Consider the following 19,370-nt stretch of genomic DNA (forward strand, 5'->3'; position numbering starts at 1 on the left):
AGTACAGGTCCTCGACCGGCACTTCACGAGCCCGACGTACACGCGGTTCTCGGTTCTGTTGGTCGGGGCGCGGGTGACTACCGGGCGGCGCACCGCGGCGAACCTGCTGCGCACGCTCCGACTTCTGGCACCGGGGCACCCCACCGAGTACCAGCGGGTGTACTCACTCGCGCCCGGGTCTGGGTCCGGGTGCGCGTTCGTGCGATTCGTGCTCGACCACCTGTCCCCCAATGGGCCGGTGATGCGGGTCGGTGATGACACGGTGGACGGGCACAACGGGCCACACGTGTACGGCCCGGCACCGGGACCCGGTGCGCACGTCTCACTCAGACACCGCGCTCCGATACGGCCACACGTGGGTCGTGTTGGCGGTGCTGGTGAAGTGCCCGTTCGGCACTCGCCCGTGGACCCGACCGGCGCTCATCGACTGGTACCGATCAGCGAGGACGACCAGAAGCGGAACCGATGGCATCGCACCCCGGCCCGGATCCTGTGCGGGCGGCTGCGCCGGCTGTTGATCCGGTTCCCGGACCGAACGTTCGTATTCGCCGGGGATTCGGGGTACGGAACCCACGAGGTCACGCGGTTCTGCTACCGCCACCGCGCGCGGCTGACGTTGGTCAGCACGTTGCACCCCGACGCCAACCGGTTCGAACCGCCCCCGCCGTGTGCGGCTACGGGGCGGCCTCGAGTGAAGAGGGCCGCCCGACCCCAGCCGCGCCACGCCGTCGCCACCGCCAAGACCTTCGACCGGTTGGAGGTCGGATGGTACGGGGAGCGGGAAGCGGACGGTTCCGGCCCCCGACGGCACTGGTCACGGGTACAAGACCAGTCGCGGGCGGGTGCCGCTGCGGTGGGTGTTCGTGCGATACACTACCGGTACCCATCGGGACGAGTACGTCTTCACCACCGACACGAGCCTAGGGCCGACGGCCGTGATCGGCCACGACCGCGGTCGTTGGAACATCGAGACCACGCCCCAAGAGAGGCGCGCGGAGCTGGGCCTGGAGCCCCCCGTGGTGGCGCGAGAAGACCGTGTTGCGGGCCGCCCCTGCCCCGCAGGCGGGGACCCTCTGTTCGGGTTGTACACCGTGGTGGCGACCCTGTTCCACGCACGGCCCGGGGCGAAACGAACCGGGAGCGTGGAATGGATCGGCAAAACCGTCACTACGTTCTCCGATGCGCGGGTGGCGGTCCGCCGGTGGCTCTGGGTCGAAGCACTTTTGCCACAGGCCGGAGCGGACGCGGCTCTCGATCAACTCCCGCCGCGCGTGCGAGAGCGACTGCTCACCACGCTCGCACCGGCCGCGTGATCGCGCAGAGAATCGGCACCAGTCGAGCTGAGCCCCACCGATCGCGAGCACCGAGCCGTCGGCCGAAAGAGCCGCGCTGCATTCGCGGCTGTGGGCACGCGCGGTGACCTTGGCCAGCACATTGCCGCTGCCGGCGTCCCACACGATGACCGCGTCGTGCGTCGCCTGGAGGCCGCGCTTCCCATCGGCGGAGAACGCGACGAATGTGCCGGGCGGCTGCTCCTGGAGCGTGCCGACGGTCGCGCCGGTGGCCGGGTCGAGGAGTCGGAATCTGCCGAGCGAACTGGCCAAGTAGAGGGTTTTGGCGTCCGAGGAGGGGACCGGGGCCGCGTACGAGTTGCTCCGGAGCCGAACCGTGCCGAGGCGGCCCGTCGCGCCGCGCGGCAGGGGATCGCCGTACCGATCCTCGTCCGCCGCGGGGCCGGTCAGGGCCGGGGCCAGTGAGAGCCGCGCGGCCGCGAATCTTGGAAAGTGCCTACTCATGGTGCTCCTGCGCGGTGAGGGACGGCGAGGTGGGGGGACCCGCGACGGGGTCGCGTCCACGCACGCGCGGCCCGCCCGGAACGTCGGCGCCCGTCGGCGTTGAGCGCCGGTGCGATCTTGGGAGCACCGGGCAGAGTTCGTCCTAGGATTCATGGCGGGCGCCGGCGCGCCCGGCCGCGCGAAGTGGGCCAGGGCTCGGAAGCGGCTTCCGCCCCGGACGGGTGGCGTCTAGGATAACTTATTGCGTGACCACTCCCTCCCCGGTCCGCACGCTTATGGAGGCCCGAGATGGGCCAAAACGCACCCCTTCGGACCGCTCACCGGGCGTCGCCCGCGCGCGTCGCGGGAGTGTACCTGCTGTTCGGCCTGCTGTGGGTCTGGCTGTCCGATCGCGTCCTCTTGGCCCTGGAGCCGGGGGCCGGTGACGTGTTTTGGGCCGCGGCGCTCAAGGGGACCGCGTTCATCGCGCTGTCGGCCGGGCTGATGTACTGGCTGGTCCGGCGCGAGGTGCGCACCCTCGCGCGCGCCCTGGACCTGCTCCGGGCCGTCGCCGACGGCACCACAGACGCGGTGTTCGTGAAGGACCGGACCGGCAAGTACCTGCTCATCAACCGGGCGGGGGCCGAGTGCTTCGGGCGCCCGGTCGCGGAGGTGGTCGGGCGCGACGACTTCGAGCTGCTCGACCGCCCCAGCGCCGAACTGCTGCGCGCCCGGGACGCGCTCGTCATGCAGGCCCGGCGCCCGCACACGGCCGAAGAGGAGGTGACCGCCGCCGGGGTGACCCGCACCTACCTGGCCAACAAGGCTCCGTATCGGGACGCGGGGGGGGCCGTGTGCGGGGTCGTCGGGGTGTCCCGCGACGTGACCGCCCGCAAGCGCGCCGAGGAGGCGCTGCGGGCGGGCCAGCAGCGGTACGAGCAACTGGTCGCCTCGGTCGGCGGCATCGTGTGGGAGGTGGACCCGCAGACGTTCCGCTTCACCTTCGTGAGCGAGTGGGCGGAGCGGCTCCTCGGGTACCCGGTCGCGCAGTGGTCCGAGCCCGACTTCTGGGTGCGCCACCTGCACCCGGACGACCGGGACTGGGCGACGGCCTTCTGCCTCGTGGCCACCCGCGAGCACCGGAGCCACGACTTCGAGTACCGGATTCTGGCGGCCGACGGGCGGGTGGTGTGGGTGCGCGACCTGGTGACGGTGGTGGTCGAGGGCGGGGTCGTCGCGAGCCTCCGCGGGGTGATGGTGGACGTGACCGCGCAGAAGCGGGCCGAAGCGTTCCTGGCGCGGCAGAACCGCGCGCTGGAGCGGATCGCCACCGCGAGCCCGTTGGCCGACGTGCTGGCCGAGGTGACAGCCCTGGTCGAACACGAGCTGACCGGAACGCTCGCCTCGGTGCTGCTGCTCGACCGCGACGGCACACGGCTCCGGCACGGGGCCGCCCCGCGCCTGCCGCCCGAGTACTGTGCGGCCATCGACGGCGTTGTCATCGGCCCGGCGGTCGGGTCGTGCGGCACCGCCGCGTTCACCCGCGAGCCCGCGCTGGTGGCCGACATCGCGACCGACCCGCGGTGGGCCGACTACAAGGAGCTGGCGCTGGCCCACGGGCTGCGGGCGTGTTGGTCCGTTCCGATCCTGGGCACCCAGCGGGGCACCGCGGCGCGGCCGGTGCTCGGCACGTTCGCGGTGTACGCCCGTGAGCCCGGCGTGTCGCCGGCCCGGCTCGCCGAGGTGGTGGCGCGGGCCGAGCAACTGGCCCGGGTGGCGATCGAGAGCGACCGCGCGGACCGCGAGCTGCGCGAGAGCGAGGGGCGGTACCGGGCGCTGGTGGAGTCCAGCAGCGACGGCATCGCCGTGAGCCGCGCCGGGCGCATCACTTTCGCCAACGCGGCGCTGGCCCGGATGCTCGGGGCCGGGTCCCCGGAGCGGCTCGTGGGGCTGGCCCCGTCCGACCTGATCCACCCGGGCCACCACGCGGCGTTCCGGGCCGCGCTGGACGAACTGGCCGCCGGCCGCCCGGTGCCCCTGTCCGAGCGCCGGTTCGTCCGGTTCGACGGGGGCGTGGTGGACACCGAGGTGAGCGCGGTCGCGTGCGAGGACCGGGGCGCGCCGGCGGTCCAGGTGACCGTGCGCGACGTGACGGACCGGGTGCGGGCCGCACAGGCGCTGCGGGAGCAGGCCGTGTTCATTCAAGCCGTCCTGGACTCGATGACCGCGTACATCGCCGTCCTCGACCGGTCCGGCACCATCGTCGCGGTCAACGCGGCGTGGCGCGCGATGGCCGAGGGGAACCGGCTGCCCGACGGCCGCGTCCCGGACGCCGGCGTCGGCACCAACTATTTGGACGTGTGCGGGCGGAGCGCGCCGGCGTGCCCGGACGCGGCCGCGGCGGCCGCCGCGATCCGACAGGTGTTCGAGGGGACCGCCGACCGGGTCAGCTTTGGGTATGCGTGCCACTCGCCGACGGAGCGGCGGTGGTTCCAGATGAACGTGACCCCGCTCCGCCGTGGCCGGGGCGAGGTGGTGGTGGCGCACACCAACATCACCGACCAGCGGTTGGTCGAGGAGAGCCTGCTGGAGAGCGAGGAGCGGTACCGGGAGACGGTGGAGGCCGCGCCGGACGCGATCGTCACGACGGACCGGCGGGGCACCATTCTGGGGTGGAACCGCGGGGCCGAGCGGCTCTTCGGGTGGACCGCCCGGGAGGCCGTCGGGCGCGACGTGGGGCTGGTGGTACCCGCGCGGCACGCGGGCGAGCACCGCAACGCCTTGGCCGCCTTCGACCCGGCGGCCCCGTCCCGCGTGCGGGGCCGGGTCATCGAGGCGCCGGGGGCGCGCAAGGACGGCGCCGAGGTCCCGGTCGAGATCGCGCTGGCCCACTGGGGGGACGGGGCGGACCGGCGGTTCACGGCCATCATCCGCGACGTGACCGCGCGGCACCGCGCGGAGCAGGAGCTGCGCGAGCGCGAGGGGCAGCTGCGGCTGTTCGTGGACCACGGGTGGGCCGCGGTCGCGCTGGTCGACCGGGACATGCGGTACGTACGCACCAGCCGCCGGTGGCTCACGGACTACAACCTCGGCGACCGGGACCTCACCGGGCTGAGCCACTACGACCTGTTCCCGGACACCCCGGAGCGGTTGCGGGAGGTCCACCGGCGGTGCCTGGCGGGGGGCGAGGGCCGGTGCGACGAGGACCGGTTCGACCGGGCCGACGGGACCGCGCAGTGGGTCCGCTGGGAGGTCCGCCCGTGGCGCCGGGCCGACGGCGCGGTCGCCGGGCTGGTCATGTACACCGAGGACGTGACCGCCCGCAAGCGGATGGAGGCCCACTACCAGCAGGCCCTCAAGATGGAGGCGGTGGGGCGGCTGGCGGGCGGCATCGCGCACGACTTCAACAACCTGCTCACCGTCATCAACGGGTTCAGCGACCTGCTCCTGCGGGACGTGCCGGCGGACGACCCGCGCCGCGGGCCGCTGGGCGAGATCGGCGCCGCCGGGGAGCGCGCCGCGCGGCTCACCCAGCAGCTCCTGGCGTACAGCCGCAAGGCGATGATCGAGCCGACCGTGTTCGACCTCAGCGAGCTGGTGGCCGAGACCGCCAAGCTGATCCGGCTGGTCGGCGAGGACGTGCTCGTCACCCAGCTCCTCGACCCGGAGCCGGCCCGGGTGCGGGCCGACCGCGGGCAGCTCGAACAGGTGCTCCTGAACCTGGTGGTGAACGCCCGCGACGCCATGCCCACCGGCGGCCGGCTCACGATCGAGACGCGGGCCGTGGCGCTCGGCCCGGACGAGCTGCCGGACGACCCGGACCTGCGCCCGGGGCGGTACGTGCGGCTCACGGTCGCGGATACCGGATGCGGGATGTCGGACGCGGTACAGGCCCGGCTGTTCGAGCCGTTCTTCACCACCAAGGGCGTGGGGAAGGGCACCGGCCTGGGGCTGGCCGTGGTCCACGGCGCAGTGAAGCAGAACGGGGGGCACATCAGCGTGACCAGCGCGGCCGGCGCCGGGAGCACGTTCACGCTGCTGTTCCCGGCGGCGGTCGGGCCGGCGGGGGCGGCGGCCGAGGCCCCGGTCCTGCCGGCCCGCGGCGCCGAGACGGTGCTGCTCGTCGAGGACGAGGACGCGGTCCGCGCGGTCACCCGGCGGGCGCTCGAGGGGTGCGGGTACACGGTCTTGGCGGCCGGCGGCGCGGAGGCCGCGTTGGCGCTGTCCGACCAGCACCCGGGTGGGATCGATCTGCTGGTGACCGACGTGGTGATGCCGCACACCGGGGGGCGGGAACTGGCCGACGCGCTCCGCGACCGGCGGCCCGGGCTCCGGGTCCTGTTCATCAGCGGGTACACCAACGAAGTGGTGCTGCGCCACGGCCTCTCCGACGCCGCCGACGCGTTCCTGCAGAAGCCGTACACGCCCGCCGTGCTGGCCCGCAAGGTGCGCGAGATGATGGACCGCGCGGAGTGAGCCGCGGGAATCCGCGGGGGACCGGCCGGCGTATAAACTAACCGGCACCGGACCGCTCTCGACGGAGCTCTCATGCGTCGCGTCCCCGCCGCCGGACTGTGTGCCCTCCTCGCCGCGCTCGCCGGGTGCGGGGCGTCGGCCCCCACGCCCCTACCGCAGGAACGCCTGGACGCGGTGGCCGCCGCGTTCCACGACCGGGAGGCGAACCGCGCCGTCGCCCCGGACCAGATCCCGCTCAAGTTCCTCGATATGGAAGGCAAAACGGTCGATCTGACCTCGTTCCGCGGGACGTCGAACGTTCTGCTAGTGGTGGTGAAGGGGCTGCCCAAGTTCCCGGGCGGGAGGTTCTGCCCCGGGTGCCTGGCGCAGGTGAACGCGCTGGCGGCGAACCACGCCGAGTTCAAGAGCCGGCAGACCGAGGTCGTGATGGTGTTCCCGGGGCCGGCGGACCGCGTGCCCGACTTCCTCGCCCAGGGGCGGGTGGGGGGCGCGTCGGGGACCGAGCGGCTCCCGTTCCCCCTGCTCCGCGACGCCGACCTGAAGGCGGTGACCGCGCTGGGGATCGCCGGGGACTGGGCCCGGCCGTCGACGTACATTTTGGACAAGAGCGGCAACGCGGTGTTCGCGTTCGTCGGGGAGGGCACCACGGACCGGCCCTCGGTCTCGTCGCTCCTGGCCCGGCTGGACAAGTTGAACGCGGCGGGGCCGTGACCGGGGACCGGCGGGTACGTCACACATGAGCCACCCAGAGGACACGGCCCGCGGGCCGGACGCGCACGCCACCCCACGCGACTGGTTCGTTCGGCCGGAGGCCGGTGAGCCAGAGGGGCCGCTCCCCGCGGCCGAACTCCGCGCCCGCGCCGCGGACGGGCGGCTCGGGCCGGCGGACCGCGTCAGCGCGGACGGCGCCCGCTGGGTTCCGGCCGCGTCCGTCGCGTGGCTCGCGTTCCCGGCCGTACCGGCGCGCCGGTTGGTCGAAACCGTGGCCGCCGTGAGCCCCGGCCTGTCGGACCCCGTGGCGTCTGTTCCGGCGCCCGGTGCGGTGCCGCCGTCCGCCTCGTTTTCGCCGCTTGAATCGGTCCCTGGGTACGAGCTGACCGGCGTCCTCGGCACCGGCGCGTGCGGGGTCGTGTTTCGCGCCATTCAGACCCGCCTCAATCGGGTCGTCGCGCTGAAGACCGTTCGGGTCGCGGACCGCACGGCCCCGGACACGCTCGCCCGGTTCGACCAGGAGGCGGTCGCCCTCGCCCGGCTCCAGCACCCGAACATCGTGACCGTGTACGACTGCGGGCACACCCGCGGGCGCGCGTTCTTCGCAATGGAGTTGCTCGACGGCGAGGACCTCGCCCAGCGGCTCCAGCGGGACGGGCCGCTTCCGGAGCGGGCCGCGTGGCTCCTGGCGCGGCAGACGGCCGCGGCGCTGGACCACGCGGCGCGGGCGGGCGTGATCCACCGCGACGTGAAGCCCGCGAACCTGTTTCTGGTGGCCCCGCCGACCGGGTTCCCGCTCCCGCCCGGCGTGCCGATGGTGAAGGTGACCGACTTCGGGCTGGCCCTCACGCTCCGCGGCCCGGGCGACACGGACCCGGCCCAGACCGCGGCCGGGGTGTTCCTGGGCACCCCAGTGTACATGGCGCCGGAGCAGTTCCGCGGCACCGTGGACCGCCGCGCCGACATCTACAGCCTCGGCGCGACGGTGTTCCAGGCGCTGACCGGCCGGTTCCCGTTCGGCGGCCGAACCGTTCCCGAGGTGATGCGCCAGAAGGCGGAGCCGCCGCGGCTCTCGCTGCCCTCTTCTACCGACACGGCCGACCTCGTGGCCGCGATGATGGCCGCGGACCCGGCCGACCGGCCGCAGGACTATGCCGAACTGATTGCCCGGATTGATGCCTTGCCGTGTCTGGCCGGAGCGTTCACGAGCGCCGGGCTGCCGCTCGCCGTGGAGCAACCCGTTCGGCCCGCGCCGGACGCGCCCGGCGACCGCACACCGGACCCGCAGGTGTTGGGGCTTGTGGCGTCGCGCCGGAGGCGGTGGGGGTACGCGCTCGCCGCGGCGGCGGTGGTTGCGCTGACGGTCGGTGCGGCCGCGCTCGGAGGTGCGTTCGGGCGCCCGACGCCGACGGCGCCATCGGTGCCGGTGAAGCCGACGGTGTACGTGGCCCGAACGCAGATCGGGCTGTTCGACGGCAAGAGCGTGTTGCCCTGGACCGGGCGCAACCTCGACTTGGCGCAGGACGACGAGAAGAAGCCGGTGCTGGTCGGGTGGGGCGTGCTCGCCCGGCGCCTGGACGCGCCGAAGCACTTTCGTGTGACCCTCGCCCTCGATTCGTACAAGGCGCTGAACGTCACGGCTGTTTTGGCAACGAGCGAACCTGTTGCTGGGAGCGCGCCGGAGTGGGTGGTGGAGCTGAATCGCGCCGCGGGAACCGCGACGTTCGGGAGACGCGCGACACCAGCGGCGGTGCCGGAGCCGTTGGGCTCACCGGTGCCGGTGCCGACCGCCGCGGCCCGCGCCGCCGAGGGCTTACCGCCGTACCTGGAACTGAGGTACGAGCGGGCCGGCGGAACGTTGTCGGTCTGGTTCAACCACCGCCCGCTCGGGAGCGCCCCGGATGCGGGGATGCGTACCGCCGAGGTGCGTCTGCTCACCGACGGAGCGGTTCGGATCGAGGCCGGGTTGCTCGAAGAACTGGTGCCGCACGAGTAGGCGCCCGAGGTCGCAAACTCATTTTGCCTTCGGCTGCTCGGGGTGCCCCACTTCGCCGCGGAGCCACATCGCCAACCCCTCGGCCGAAGCCGGCTCGTTGTAGGTCGCGATTCGTACCCACGAGTCTTCGTTCGTGTTGGTGTGTCGAAGCTCGCAGTGGTACTTGTGATCCTTTCCGTCTGCCGCATCGGAGTCGAGCGTCTCTTCGTGCAGGATTCGGATTTCCCGAACGGCCTCGAACGGAACTACGACCGGCTTCCGTCCGGTGACGATTTGCACCACGCGCTCAAGCTGGTTCACTTCGAGTACAGGGGTGACGTGACGGATCGCGACCCAGACCGCGAACGCGATCGCAGCGAGGTACCCGTACCCGCTGAGCAACAGCGGCGGGTTGAAACCGCACCCGCATCCCCACACAAAGGAACCGACGAAAGAGATTCCCAACAAGGTGCCCGCGAACGCGCCTGTGCGGTTCAGACCGGGCAGGCGCGTTCGCACGCCATTCGGTGTGACCGTGAACACATGTGGGCCGAACGCCGGTCGCTCACCTCGGGCCAGAATGAGCCAGCCGGCCAACATGACGATGTTGAACGGCGTGAAGAACCAGATCAGTACGGTGTGGGGCTCGAACAGTCCGGGGCGGAGGACGGCGTCTGACGGGTCCGCCGGATCGTACGCGACGAGTACGCGCGCACCGACCGGTAGTTCGTCACAGGCCCGCTGCCAGTTGGAAGAATTGGATACGCCCCCGTACCAGTACCGTGTACCGGTGTAGATTTGCCCGTTCACTTCGTACGAGTAGGCAATATTGAGCCGAGAGGACTCGCCCTGCTCGACGGTGCTCTGCGTGATCGTTCCCTCGGCACGCGGGAACCCCTCGGCGCGCGCCTGCCGGTAGAGTACGCGGCCGAATTTACCATCAGCCGTCAGAACCGTCCCGGTCCAGCAGAGTACGAAGACGACGAGGAAAACGTGGGCGCAGCCGCGGGGCAAGGGACTTTGTTCGCGGACTGGGGTGTCGGTCATGGCACCGGCGGGGTTTTCGGGTGGAGCTTCACGCGCTGGTCGTACTCGACCGCGAGCACGTCGCGCACGACGCCCCGTTTGATGAGTTCCTTTTCCGGTACTTCGCCCAGATCCTTCGTGTCTTTGATCCACCTGTCGAGCGCGGCCGACATCTCTTGGCGAACCGCCCGGAGTTCTGCGTTCGGGCTCCCGGCCAGATTCTTGATCTCGTGCGGGTCGGTTTCGAGGTCGTACAGCTCCTCCTTCGGCTTGGTGCGGCTCATGAACAGCTTTTGCGTGGGGTCGAGCTTGTCCTCAAAGGCCAGACGGCGCCACTCCCGCATGATCGGCATCTCGTCCATGTAGTTGCAGTACTGGAAGTACGGCAGGTCCGGCTCGAAGTTGCGGATGTACCGGTACCGCTCGCCGCGCACGGTGCGGATGCGGTCGTAGGTCTCGTCCATGCGGTCCCGTGCGCCGAACACGTACTTGGGGGCCTGCTGCGCCTTCTCGCCGAGCATCACCCGCCCCTGCATGCGCGCGGGCACTTCCGCCCCCGCGAGGGCCAGCACGGTGGGGGCGATGTCGAGGAAGCACACGAGGTCGTCGCGGACGCTGCCGGGCTTCACGCGCCCGGGCCATCGCACGATGAACGGCACGCGCAGCCCGCTGTCGTAGGGCCAGCGCTTGCCCCGGCTCAGCCCCCACCCGTGGTCGCCGTAGAACACGACGACCGTGTCGTCCGCGAGTTTCCGGTCCTCGAGCAGTTTGAGCACGTCGCCGGCCAGGTAATCCATTGCGGTGACGTTGTCGTGGTAGGTCGCCACGCAGTCCCGCACCGGGACCGTGTCGGGGTAGTACGGCGGGAACTGCACCTTCGCCGGGTCGCGGCGCTCGGCGGGCTTGAGCCGGGCGGTGTTCTTCGCGTACTGGAAGCGGGTCGCGCGGGCCTGGCTCTCGTGGGTGACGGTGATGTTGTACACTGCGAAGAACGGCGGCTTCAGCAGCTCGGGCCTCTTGGTCCAGTCGGCGGTCACATCGACCCAGCCCTTGGGCACGTCGAAGTTGAAGTCCGTTTTGCCGATCCCGCCGCCGCCCGCGGTGGGCCAGCACACGGTGTACCCGGCCTTCCGCAGGTCGTCCGTGAACAGCGGGGGCGTTCGGGTCAGTTTCGACCGCATGTGGTGCGAGCCGAGCGTCGTCGGGTACTGCCCGGTGATGATCCCGCTGCGGCTCGGCGCGCACACCGGGGCGTGGGTGAACGCGCGCGTGAACCGCGCGCCCTCTTTCGCGAGTCGATCGAGGTTGGGCGTGATCGCGTCCGGGTCGCCGTAGCAGCTCAGGTTGGGCGAGATGTCCTCGCAGGTGATGAACACGAAGTTCGGCCTCGCGGCGGCTGCGGCGCGTGAGGCGCACGTCCCTTGCGCCGTGAGCACAACGAGAGCGGAGAGGGTGAGGCGCACGGCTTGAACCCCGTTGGAATGGGACAAGTTGCTGACCGGATCAACCGGACCGGCCGGAGGAGGGAAGGGGCTCACGCCCTCGCTTCGGGCAGAACGCGCTCCGCGTCTTCCGCGCGCCACGCCCGGAGCGTGAGCCACGCGAACAGCAGGCACGCGGCCCACTGTACGGTACTGGTCCACAGGTACACGCGGTGCGTCGGGTAGAACGGCGGGATCACCATCACCGCCCGGCGGTCCGGGTCCATGTAGGATTCCAGCACCGCGTGCAGGTAAAAGAGGCCGCCCTGGCACACCGCGGCGAGCACCCACAGCGCCCACCGCGACAGCGCCCGGCGCCGGGACGGGTCGGAGGTCAGTAGCAGGTCCAGCGCCAGTGCGGCGAGCGCGACCACGCCGACCGCGTTGAGCGCGTCGGTGACGCGGGCGGTGATCGAGCCTTGCCCGACCTTTCCCAGGAGTTCGGTCCCCACCGGTACGACCGCCGACGTGTAGAACAGGAACCCGCCCTGCCACACCATCAGGAGCTGAACGACGACGAATCGGCGGAGTGAGGTCATTTCGGCCCCGGCGCGTCGGGCGCGGGTCTCTTGCGCCGCCAGCACACCGCGAGCGGCAGAACGAACAGGTACATCCCGGTGGCCCAGAGCGTCACGACCACCAGCGCCACCGGGAAGAACACGTACACCTTGAACGAGTCGTGAAAAAAGCTGCCGTCGTGCAAGCTCTCGATGAGGTCCGAGCGCCGGTACTCGACCTGGAGCACCTGGGCGGTCTGGAAATCGACCTGCACCTCGTACCGGTTCTTGCACTGCACCTTCACGACGCCGTCTTTGGGCCGCACGTCCATGCGCTCGATGTCGGCCCAGCCGTGCACGCGCGCTTCGGGCACACCTTTCACGGCCGTAAGGACGGCGTCGAAGGGTGCCGTCGGCTCGTTCCCGGTGCCTTTTTTGGTGGGCGGTTGGACCCACGCGATTTCCTTCTTGAGTTGTAGCAGGCAGCCCGTGACGAGGACGAGCAGGAAGGGCGCCGCCGCGACGACGGCGCCCCACCGGTGGACCTTGCGGAAGAAGACGCGGGGGTTCAACGGCATCGGGGCGCCTTCGGCTTACGGCCGGGAGGTCGGGTTCTCTTGAACCGACTTCAGCAGTGCGGCGAGTTCTTTCACCACCTCCGGCTTGTCGGCGGCGAGGTTCTTTTGTTCGGTCGGATCGGCGGCGAGGTTGAACAGCTCCGGCCCGACTTTCTTTTTCCCTTCGTTGGGGATGAGCTTCCACTCACCTTTGCGGATCGCGAGGGCGTTCGGGTTGCCGCTCTGGTGAATCAGTGTCGATCGGCACGGCTTCGTCGGCCGGTCGGCCGTGAGGGTCGGGAAGATGTCGACGCTGTCCGGCCCGGCACCGCTCGGGAGCGTCTTTCCGAGGATCCCTGCACAGGTCCTGAGGAGATCGACGTGACAGACCAGCCCGTCTGACACTTTCCCGGCCGCGACGTGCACGGGCCATTTCGCGATAAACGGAACGCGGTGCCCGCCCTCGTACAGCCCGCCCTTGAAGCCGCGTAGCGCCCCGTTACACGTGTGACCGCTCGTGTCGGTTGCGGTGCCGTCGACGTAGCCGTCATCCATGACGCCGCCGTTGTCGCTGGTGAAGACGACGAGCGTGTTGTCGGTGAGCTTGTGCTTGTCGAGCGCCGCGATGACCTCGCCGACGCACCAGTCGAGTTCCTCGATGCAGTCGCCGCGCAGCCCGTGCCCGCTCTTGCCTTTGAACCGCGGGTGCGGCACGCGGGGGACGTGCGCGTCGTGCGTGGCAAAGTACAGGAAGAACGGCTTGTCCTTGGATTTGCCGATGAACTCGACCGCTTTCTTGGTGATGTCGTCGGCGATGTCTTCGTCCTTCCAGCGGGCCGCTTTGCCGCCGGTCATCCAGCCGATGCGGCTGATCCCGTTCACGATGGTCATGTCGTGACCGAGGCTCGGCTTCTGGACGGTGAGGAGTTCCGGGTTCTCCTTCCCGGTCGGCTCGGTGCCCACCTTTTTCGTGTAGCTGACGGTGATCGGGTCTTTGGGGTCGTAGTTCACGACGCGCCCGTTCTCGACGAACACGCACGGCGTGCGGTCGCCGGTCGCGGGGATGAGGAACGAGTAATCGAACCCGACCTCGCGCGCCCCCGGCTTGATCTCGCCGTTGTAATCCGTTTCCTTGTCGCCCAGGCCCAGGTGCCACTTTCCGACTGCGGCAGTGGTGTAGCCGTTTTGTTTCAGGAACGCGGGTACGGTGAGCGTGTCGGGCTTGATGCTGAGCGGGGCGACGCCGCTGAGGATGCGCGACCCGGGCGCGTGGCGCCACGCGTACTGACCCGTGAGGAGCGCGTACCGGGTGGGCGTGCAGACGGCGGCGGGGCTGTGCGCGTCGGTGAGCCGCGTGCCCTGCTTCGCGAGGGTGTCGAGGTTCGGCGTGCGCACCTTGGTGGAGCCGTAGCACCCGAGGTCGCCGTACCCGACATCGTCGGCGAGGATGAACACGATGTTCGGGGGCTTCGGATCGGCCGCCGCGCCAGGAAGCGCGAGTGCAGCAACCGCAACGAACGCGGAGAGGGAACGCATACGATCCTCCGGAAGCGACAGCGGTGATTGTCGGTGCGGAACGTCCACAGGTCAACGTTCGCGCCGCAGGATCGCAGTGGACGGCACCGGTTGATTTTCCGCATAACGCAGTTCACTGTGCGGCCGGCCCTGCAAGCGGGCGTTGACCGCACCTCGTGGACGAGCATCGGTGAGATCGTAAAGACGTGCGATCAGCGTGAGGGGCGACTCGGAGAACGCGCCTACCGGCTTGCCAAACACGTGCTCGGGCAGTCGAGGTCGGGTTGCGAGCGCGCGGGCCGCTCGCAACAGCGTGAATGGTTTACCGGGTACCACCTCCGTGCGGTGAGCGCGTCCCTACTCATGAGGAAAAGTAACTCTGGATGATTTCGCCCGTCAGCGTGTCGAAGGCTTTTACGTGGGTGCGGCCGGTGACGGTGGCTTCCGTTATGATGTCCGGCAACCCGTCCGCGTTGACATCGCGAATCGAGACCCGGACGCCGCCGAAGAAGTTCCTGTCGTACGCGAAGAAGCTCATCAGCTCCTCGCCGAACCGGCCCGAGAACACTTTGACGTGGGGCGCGGTGCCCGGCCCGGCGGCCGTAACGATGTCTGCAAACCCGTCGCGCGTCACGTCTCCGACCGCGACCGACACGCCGCCCCGGAACCGGCTGTCGTAGGCGAAGAAACTGGCCCGCTCGGCCCCGGTCACGCCGTCGAACACCTTCACGTGCGGGCCGGCACCGGGGCCGGCGCCGATGATGAAGTCGGCGACGCCGTCTCCCGTCACGTCCCCGCAGGCCACCGAAACCCCTCCGATGAACCTGGCGGAGAACGGAGACCACGTGAGCAACTCGGCGCCGGTCGCGCCGTCGAAGATCCCGACACGGGAGCCGATCCCCGATCCCGCCCCGACGAGCAGGTCGTCGATCCCGTCGCCGTTACGGTCCGGCACGATCGCGACCTGGAACGAGCCGTAACCGGCCGGCGGGGCGACCGTGCGAACCAGTTGCCCGGCCGAGTTCTGGAAGCCGATTCGTCCGTCGGCGAACCGTACGGGGGTTAGCCCGTTCCGCGGCACCGCCCGGTCGGCGCCGCCCACCTCAACTCCCAAACTGATCGTCTGATCGCGGGCGGTGCCGTTTGAACCTGTGGTGCGCACGATCAGGTTGTACGCTCCCGGGTTCTGGCTGCCGAACACCGCTCCGGGCGCGACGGTGATCCGGCCGCTCGAATCGATCGTAAACAGCCCGTTGGCGCTGCTCACCAGGGCGTACCCGACCGTGGCCCCCGCGTCGGCGATCGGAGCGGCCACCTGGCCCACGACCGTCCCGGCTACGGCGTTCAGCGGGACCGTGCCCCCGGCAACGAGAACGGCTGCCCCGGGGGCGTCGGCGGCCCCCTGGATCGTGACGGTCACCTGGGCGGTCACGGTGAGCCCACCCAGGTCGGCCGCGGTGTACGTGAACGTGTCCGTTACGGAATCACCGGCCCGCAGGGCCTGAACGGACGCGCTGGCGTTATCGACCGTGTAGACGAACGTGCCATCCGCGCGGACCGTGAGCGAGCCGTACGCGCCGGCCACCGGTGAGCCGACCGCGCCCGCCGCCGAACCCGCGACGCCGGCGGCGACCCCGGTGACGGTGAAGGTGTCGCCGCTGTCTACGTCCGAAATGTTCGTGAACACGGTGCCGGTCGGGTTCAGGCCGGGAGTCAGGTTGTCGAGCCCACCGGCTTCGGCCGCGGTCGCCGCGACCGCGCCACCGGTCGGGGTGTCGTTGGCGCCGTGGATGCTGACCGTCAGTTGTGCGGTGCTCGTGAGCCCGCCCCCGTCGGTGAGGGTGTACGTGAACGTGTCGGTCAGTGTGTCGCTCGACGTGCGGAGTGCCTGAACGGCCGCGTTGGCGTTGTTGACGGTGTAGGTGAACGAGCCGCCCTCGTTAATCACGACGGAACCGTAGGTGCCAGCTACGGCTACGCCCACGCTGCCCGACGCGCTGCCCGCGTCGCCCGCCACCACTCCGGAGACGACCTTCGTATCGCCGGGGTCCGGGTCCGTGTCGTTGGTGAGGACGTTGCCCTGCGGGTTGGTCCCCGGGGTGCCGTTGCTCGATCCGCCCGCTTCGACCGCGGTCGCGCTGTCCGCGACCGCCACGGGCGCACCATTGACGGCGCGGTTCGTGCCGAATTCGGACGTGTTGCCGCTCCCGTCGGTGGCGGTCGCCGTGAGGCTGTCGGCGGCCGTCAGGCCGAGCCCGGCCACGCTCAGGGACCCGCTGAAGTTGCCGCTCGCGTCGGTCGTCAGGAAGCCGATGTACGTCCGGCCGCTTCCGTTGGCGGAACTGGTGTCGCTGATGAACACCTCGACACGGTTGTTCGAGAAGGTTGCCTGCCCGGCCGCACTGCCGACGTAACCGGCGACGGTGAGCGTGCTCCCGACCAAATTCGCGGTGGTGAATACCGGGAAATCGGTGAGCAGGTTCGGCTGCCCAGCGGACACCGCGCCGTCGTTCGTCACAGTGTTGCCAAGATTGATGCCCAGGGAGGTGTTGCCATAAATACTGTTTTGGAGGATCGATTGCCCCGATCCCGATTCGATGATGACCCCGCTGCCGTTGTTGAAGGCAATCACGTTGCCGGCCCCGGGCGCCGCACCACCGACCGTGTTGTTCGTGCCGTTCAACCAGACCCCGTGGCTCCCGTTGCCGAAGCCCGGGGCGGACGAGCCGGCGCCGTCCGTGCCGATGTAGTTGCCCTGAATGACGTTACCGGACGTAGTCGCGCTGAACACGCGGAACCCCTCGTTGAGGTTCCCGCTGATGACGTTTCGTGCGAGGGCCGTGGTCCCGCCGATGGTGTTGTTCGACGCGCTCGCGAGTATGATGCCGCCCCCGTTGGGCAACGTGGCGGTGCCGGCGGCGTTCAGACCGATGATGTTACCCGCGATGAGGGTGTTGTCGGCTTGCAACAGTATGGCGCTGGAGGTGTTGCCTGAGATGAGGTTCCCGGCACCGGCGGTGGTGCCGCCGATTGTGAGTCCGGTCGACCGCGCGCCGGAAGACGTGTCGATGCTGATTCCCATTCCCACGTTACCGACTGCGGCGTTGCCCGCAGCGTTGGTGCCGATGTAGTTGCCCTGAATGCGCGTGCCCGACACCCCGTCACCGTCGGAGCCGATCCCGTTCTGCGAGTTTCCGCTGATGACGTTCCCTTCTCCGGCGGCGGAGCCGCCGATGACGGTGTTGGGAGCGTTGATTAACGTGACCCCTTGCGAGTTGGGCAGTGCGACTGTTCCCGAACCGTCTAAGCCGATGATGTTTCCGAGTAACGTGTTGCCGGCGGCGCCGTTCAGGTCCACCCCCGTGTCCAAGTTACCGGAGATGACGTTACCCGCCCCGGCGGCCGCCCCGCCCAGTGTGTTACCCGACGCGCCGTTGCTCAAGCGGATGCCGAGGATGTTACCGAACCCGGTGGCCGCGGAACCGAGCGTGTCGGTTCCGATGTAGTTGCCCAAAAGCACGTTCCCGGTTGCCCCGCTGGTTTGCAGGTGGACGCCGGCACCGCCGTTCCCGCTGATGACGTTCCGCGCGGCCGTCCCGCCGATGGTGTTGTTCGCCGACGAGACGAGAACGCCACCAATGTGGTTACCCGAGGTCGCCGAGACGCTCCCGTCCCCGAAGAGGCCGATTACGTTGCCCTTGACGGTCGTGTTGTCCGCCTCGATCCGGACCCCGTACTCCGCGTTACCGGAAATGAGGTTGCCCGCCCCGGGGGCGGTCCCGCCGACCGTTGTGCCCGTCGCGCCGTTTGTTGTGAGGACGCCGCTGTAGCTGTTACCGATCGCCGTTACGCCGGCGGGATCGAGCCCGATGTAGTTGCCCAGGATCGTGTTTCCGGTTGCCATCGCGCCCGAAACGGAAACGCCATCCTCCCCGTTACCGGAAATCACGTTCCGGTCTGCCGCGGTGGCGCCGCCCACTGTGTTCCCACTGGCGTTGTCCAGTAACACTCCGGTCGTGTTGGCCGCCGCGGCTGTTCCGCTGGCGTTCAACCCGATCCAGTTGCCCTGGACGAAGTTGTTCGCGCTGGCGATGTGAACGCCCGCGCCGGAAAAGCCGTTGATGACGAGGCCCCGAACTGTACTGCCGGAGGAACCGATCCCCAGATCGATGCCGTTGCTGTTGATGCCGCTGCCGTTCACGACGACGAGCGGTGCCCCGGCGTAACCGGTCTGTGTGCGTCCGTCGATCGTCACCTGTTCGGTGACCACATCCAGCGCCGAAGCGAGCGTGATCGTCCACTTGCCGGTCATGGCGTTGAAATTGGGATCGGCATTGGACAAGTTGAACTCGATTGTGTCCGCCTCGTCGGCCGCGTTGGCGTCCGCAATCGCCTGTCGCAACGAGCCGGCGCCGCTGTCGCCGGTGTTCGTCACTGTGAACGTGGCAAACGTCCCCGCGTACGCGCCTTGCTCCGCGGCGGTAAGAGGTGAGCCGGTTTCGATCGCACCGCGCTGGTACTCGAGCACCCAGTCCCCGCCGAGCGCGGCGGCCCCGGTGACGTTCGTACTCGCGGCCACGTCCGCACCGGTCCACGCGCGGAAGTCGTCCAGAAGAGACCGCCCCGCGCTCCCGCCGGCGAGACCGCACTCATAAAAGAGCAGGTCCGCACCCGAGGCGAGGGACCCGCGCCACTGCCGGACCTCGTCCGCGTACGACCCGATCCGGGCGCGGTCGATTTGCGATCCGCCGAGCTGGAACCCGTCGGCGCTACCGTGCGAGAAGAAGTGAACCCCGGTCCAATCTGAGCCGGCCGCCAGCGCGGCGCCCACCTGGGCGATGCCGTCTTGTTCGGCGTTCAGAACGAGAACCGTGCGCCCTTGGGCCTTCGCGCTGGCGGCCAGAAACTGCCAGTCGGCAACGTGGGGATCGACCACCACCAGTTCGTGCCGGGTAGCAACACGTTCCGAAGGGGCCGGCGCGAAGTGCGAGGTGATGCCGCCGGCGTGGCTCAAAACCGTTCGGGCCTCGAGCACCTCGATGCGAGACGAGAGAAGGGGGACGCTTTGCGACCGCGACGACCCGCCCCCGTGGGCGCATGCGCGAACCAAAGACGTCAGCCCCCGCAGCCACAATCGTTGTTTCGACACGGTTAGCGCCCTTATGTCAGGATCTCGTTCGCGCATCAAAAAACGGTCCGCTCCTGTAAAGGATCGCTACCACTTAACACTTTTTGCGTGCTCGCTTTGCGTCGCGATGATGTGGTCTCAATTCGGCTTGCTGATTGCTTGCGGACTTGTGCGTGACTGAACGTGCGGTTCGTGTATCGGTTACGGTTTTGTGGCGGGACCGCAAAAG

Annotated in this window: 10 protein-coding genes; 3 read left to right on the forward strand and 7 right to left on the reverse strand. The window is 69.7% G+C overall.

Annotated elements, in window-relative coordinates:
• Nucleotides 1-920: 920 nt before the first annotated feature.
• A complete protein-coding gene (locus tag R5W23_RS25340; RefSeq protein WP_320688760.1) occupies nt 921-1,796 on the reverse strand; it encodes a WD40 repeat domain-containing protein in 876 nt (291 codons plus the stop codon).
• 288 nt (nt 1,797-2,084) lie between these two features.
• Here R5W23_RS25340 and R5W23_RS25345 point away from each other — a divergent pair, with 288 nt between their 5' ends.
• The 3 genes from R5W23_RS25345 (at nt 2,085) to R5W23_RS25355 (ending at nt 8,958) form a co-directional block, all read left to right on the forward strand.
• Nucleotides 2,085-6,251: a PAS domain S-box protein gene (locus R5W23_RS25345; RefSeq protein ID WP_320688761.1), complete on the forward strand. Its 4,167-nt coding sequence runs from the start codon at nt 2,085-2,087 to the stop codon at nt 6,249-6,251.
• Between the two features lie 72 nt (nt 6,252-6,323).
• Complete coding sequence (locus tag R5W23_RS25350; RefSeq protein ID WP_261189704.1) at nt 6,324-6,962, forward strand: peroxiredoxin family protein; 639 nt, start codon at nt 6,324-6,326, stop codon at nt 6,960-6,962.
• 25 nt (nt 6,963-6,987) lie between these two features.
• Nucleotides 6,988-8,958 carry a protein kinase domain-containing protein gene (locus R5W23_RS25355; protein WP_320688762.1) on the forward strand — a complete coding sequence of 657 codons (1,971 nt, stop codon included), beginning with the start codon at nt 6,988-6,990 and terminating at the stop codon, nt 8,956-8,958.
• An 18-nt stretch (nt 8,959-8,976) separates the two neighbouring features.
• On the opposite strand, the gene R5W23_RS25360 is transcribed toward R5W23_RS25355, so the two are convergent.
• From R5W23_RS25360 to R5W23_RS25385, 6 genes are all read right to left on the reverse strand, one after another.
• Nucleotides 8,977-9,984 (reverse strand): DUF3592 domain-containing protein, encoded by a 1,008-nt coding sequence (locus tag R5W23_RS25360; protein WP_320688764.1) that lies wholly within the window; start codon nt 9,982-9,984, stop codon nt 8,977-8,979.
• Nucleotides 9,981-11,426, reverse strand: coding sequence for a sulfatase family protein (locus R5W23_RS25365; protein ID WP_320688766.1), 1,446 nt, complete (start codon nt 11,424-11,426; stop codon nt 9,981-9,983). The genes R5W23_RS25360 and R5W23_RS25365 overlap by 4 nt, the downstream gene beginning before the upstream one ends.
• A gap of 71 nt (nt 11,427-11,497) precedes the next feature.
• Nucleotides 11,498-11,983 (reverse strand): hypothetical protein, encoded by a 486-nt coding sequence (locus R5W23_RS25370; RefSeq protein ID WP_261189708.1) that lies wholly within the window; start codon nt 11,981-11,983, stop codon nt 11,498-11,500.
• A complete protein-coding gene (locus R5W23_RS25375) occupies nt 11,980-12,519 on the reverse strand; it encodes a PepSY-associated TM helix domain-containing protein (RefSeq protein WP_320688767.1) in 540 nt (179 codons plus the stop codon). The genes R5W23_RS25370 and R5W23_RS25375 overlap by 4 nt, the downstream gene beginning before the upstream one ends.
• A gap of 15 nt (nt 12,520-12,534) precedes the next feature.
• Nucleotides 12,535-14,034: a sulfatase family protein gene (locus tag R5W23_RS25380; RefSeq protein WP_261189710.1), complete on the reverse strand. Its 1,500-nt coding sequence runs from the start codon at nt 14,032-14,034 to the stop codon at nt 12,535-12,537.
• A gap of 340 nt (nt 14,035-14,374) precedes the next feature.
• Nucleotides 14,375-19,027, reverse strand: a complete 4,653-nt coding sequence (locus R5W23_RS25385) for a DUF4347 domain-containing protein (RefSeq protein WP_320688769.1) — start codon at nt 19,025-19,027, stop codon at nt 14,375-14,377.
• Nucleotides 19,028-19,370 lie beyond the last annotated feature (343 nt).

It is taken from the genome of Gemmata algarum (genome assembly GCF_034097035.1).
Classification (GTDB): Bacteria; Planctomycetota; Planctomycetia; order Gemmatales; family Gemmataceae; genus Gemmata; species Gemmata algarum.

Bases quoted from the DNA above. Each gene is read 5' to 3' on its own strand.
- R5W23_RS25340 (WP_320688760.1), bottom strand. From the start codon at position 1,796: ATGAGTAGGCACTTTCCAAGATTCGCGGCCGCGCGGCTCTCACTGGCC.
- R5W23_RS25345 (WP_320688761.1), top strand. From the start codon at position 2,085: ATGGGCCAAAACGCACCCCTTCGGACCGCTCACCGGGCGTCGCCCGCG.
- R5W23_RS25350 (WP_261189704.1), top strand. From the start codon at position 6,324: ATGCGTCGCGTCCCCGCCGCCGGACTGTGTGCCCTCCTCGCCGCGCTC.
- R5W23_RS25355 (WP_320688762.1), top strand. From the start codon at position 6,988: ATGAGCCACCCAGAGGACACGGCCCGCGGGCCGGACGCGCACGCCACC.
- R5W23_RS25360 (WP_320688764.1), bottom strand. From the start codon at position 9,984: ATGACCGACACCCCAGTCCGCGAACAAAGTCCCTTGCCCCGCGGCTGC.
- R5W23_RS25370 (WP_261189708.1), bottom strand. From the start codon at position 11,983: ATGACCTCACTCCGCCGATTCGTCGTCGTTCAGCTCCTGATGGTGTGG.
- R5W23_RS25375 (WP_320688767.1), bottom strand. From the start codon at position 12,519: ATGCCGTTGAACCCCCGCGTCTTCTTCCGCAAGGTCCACCGGTGGGGC.
- R5W23_RS25380 (WP_261189710.1), bottom strand. From the start codon at position 14,034: ATGCGTTCCCTCTCCGCGTTCGTTGCGGTTGCTGCACTCGCGCTTCCT.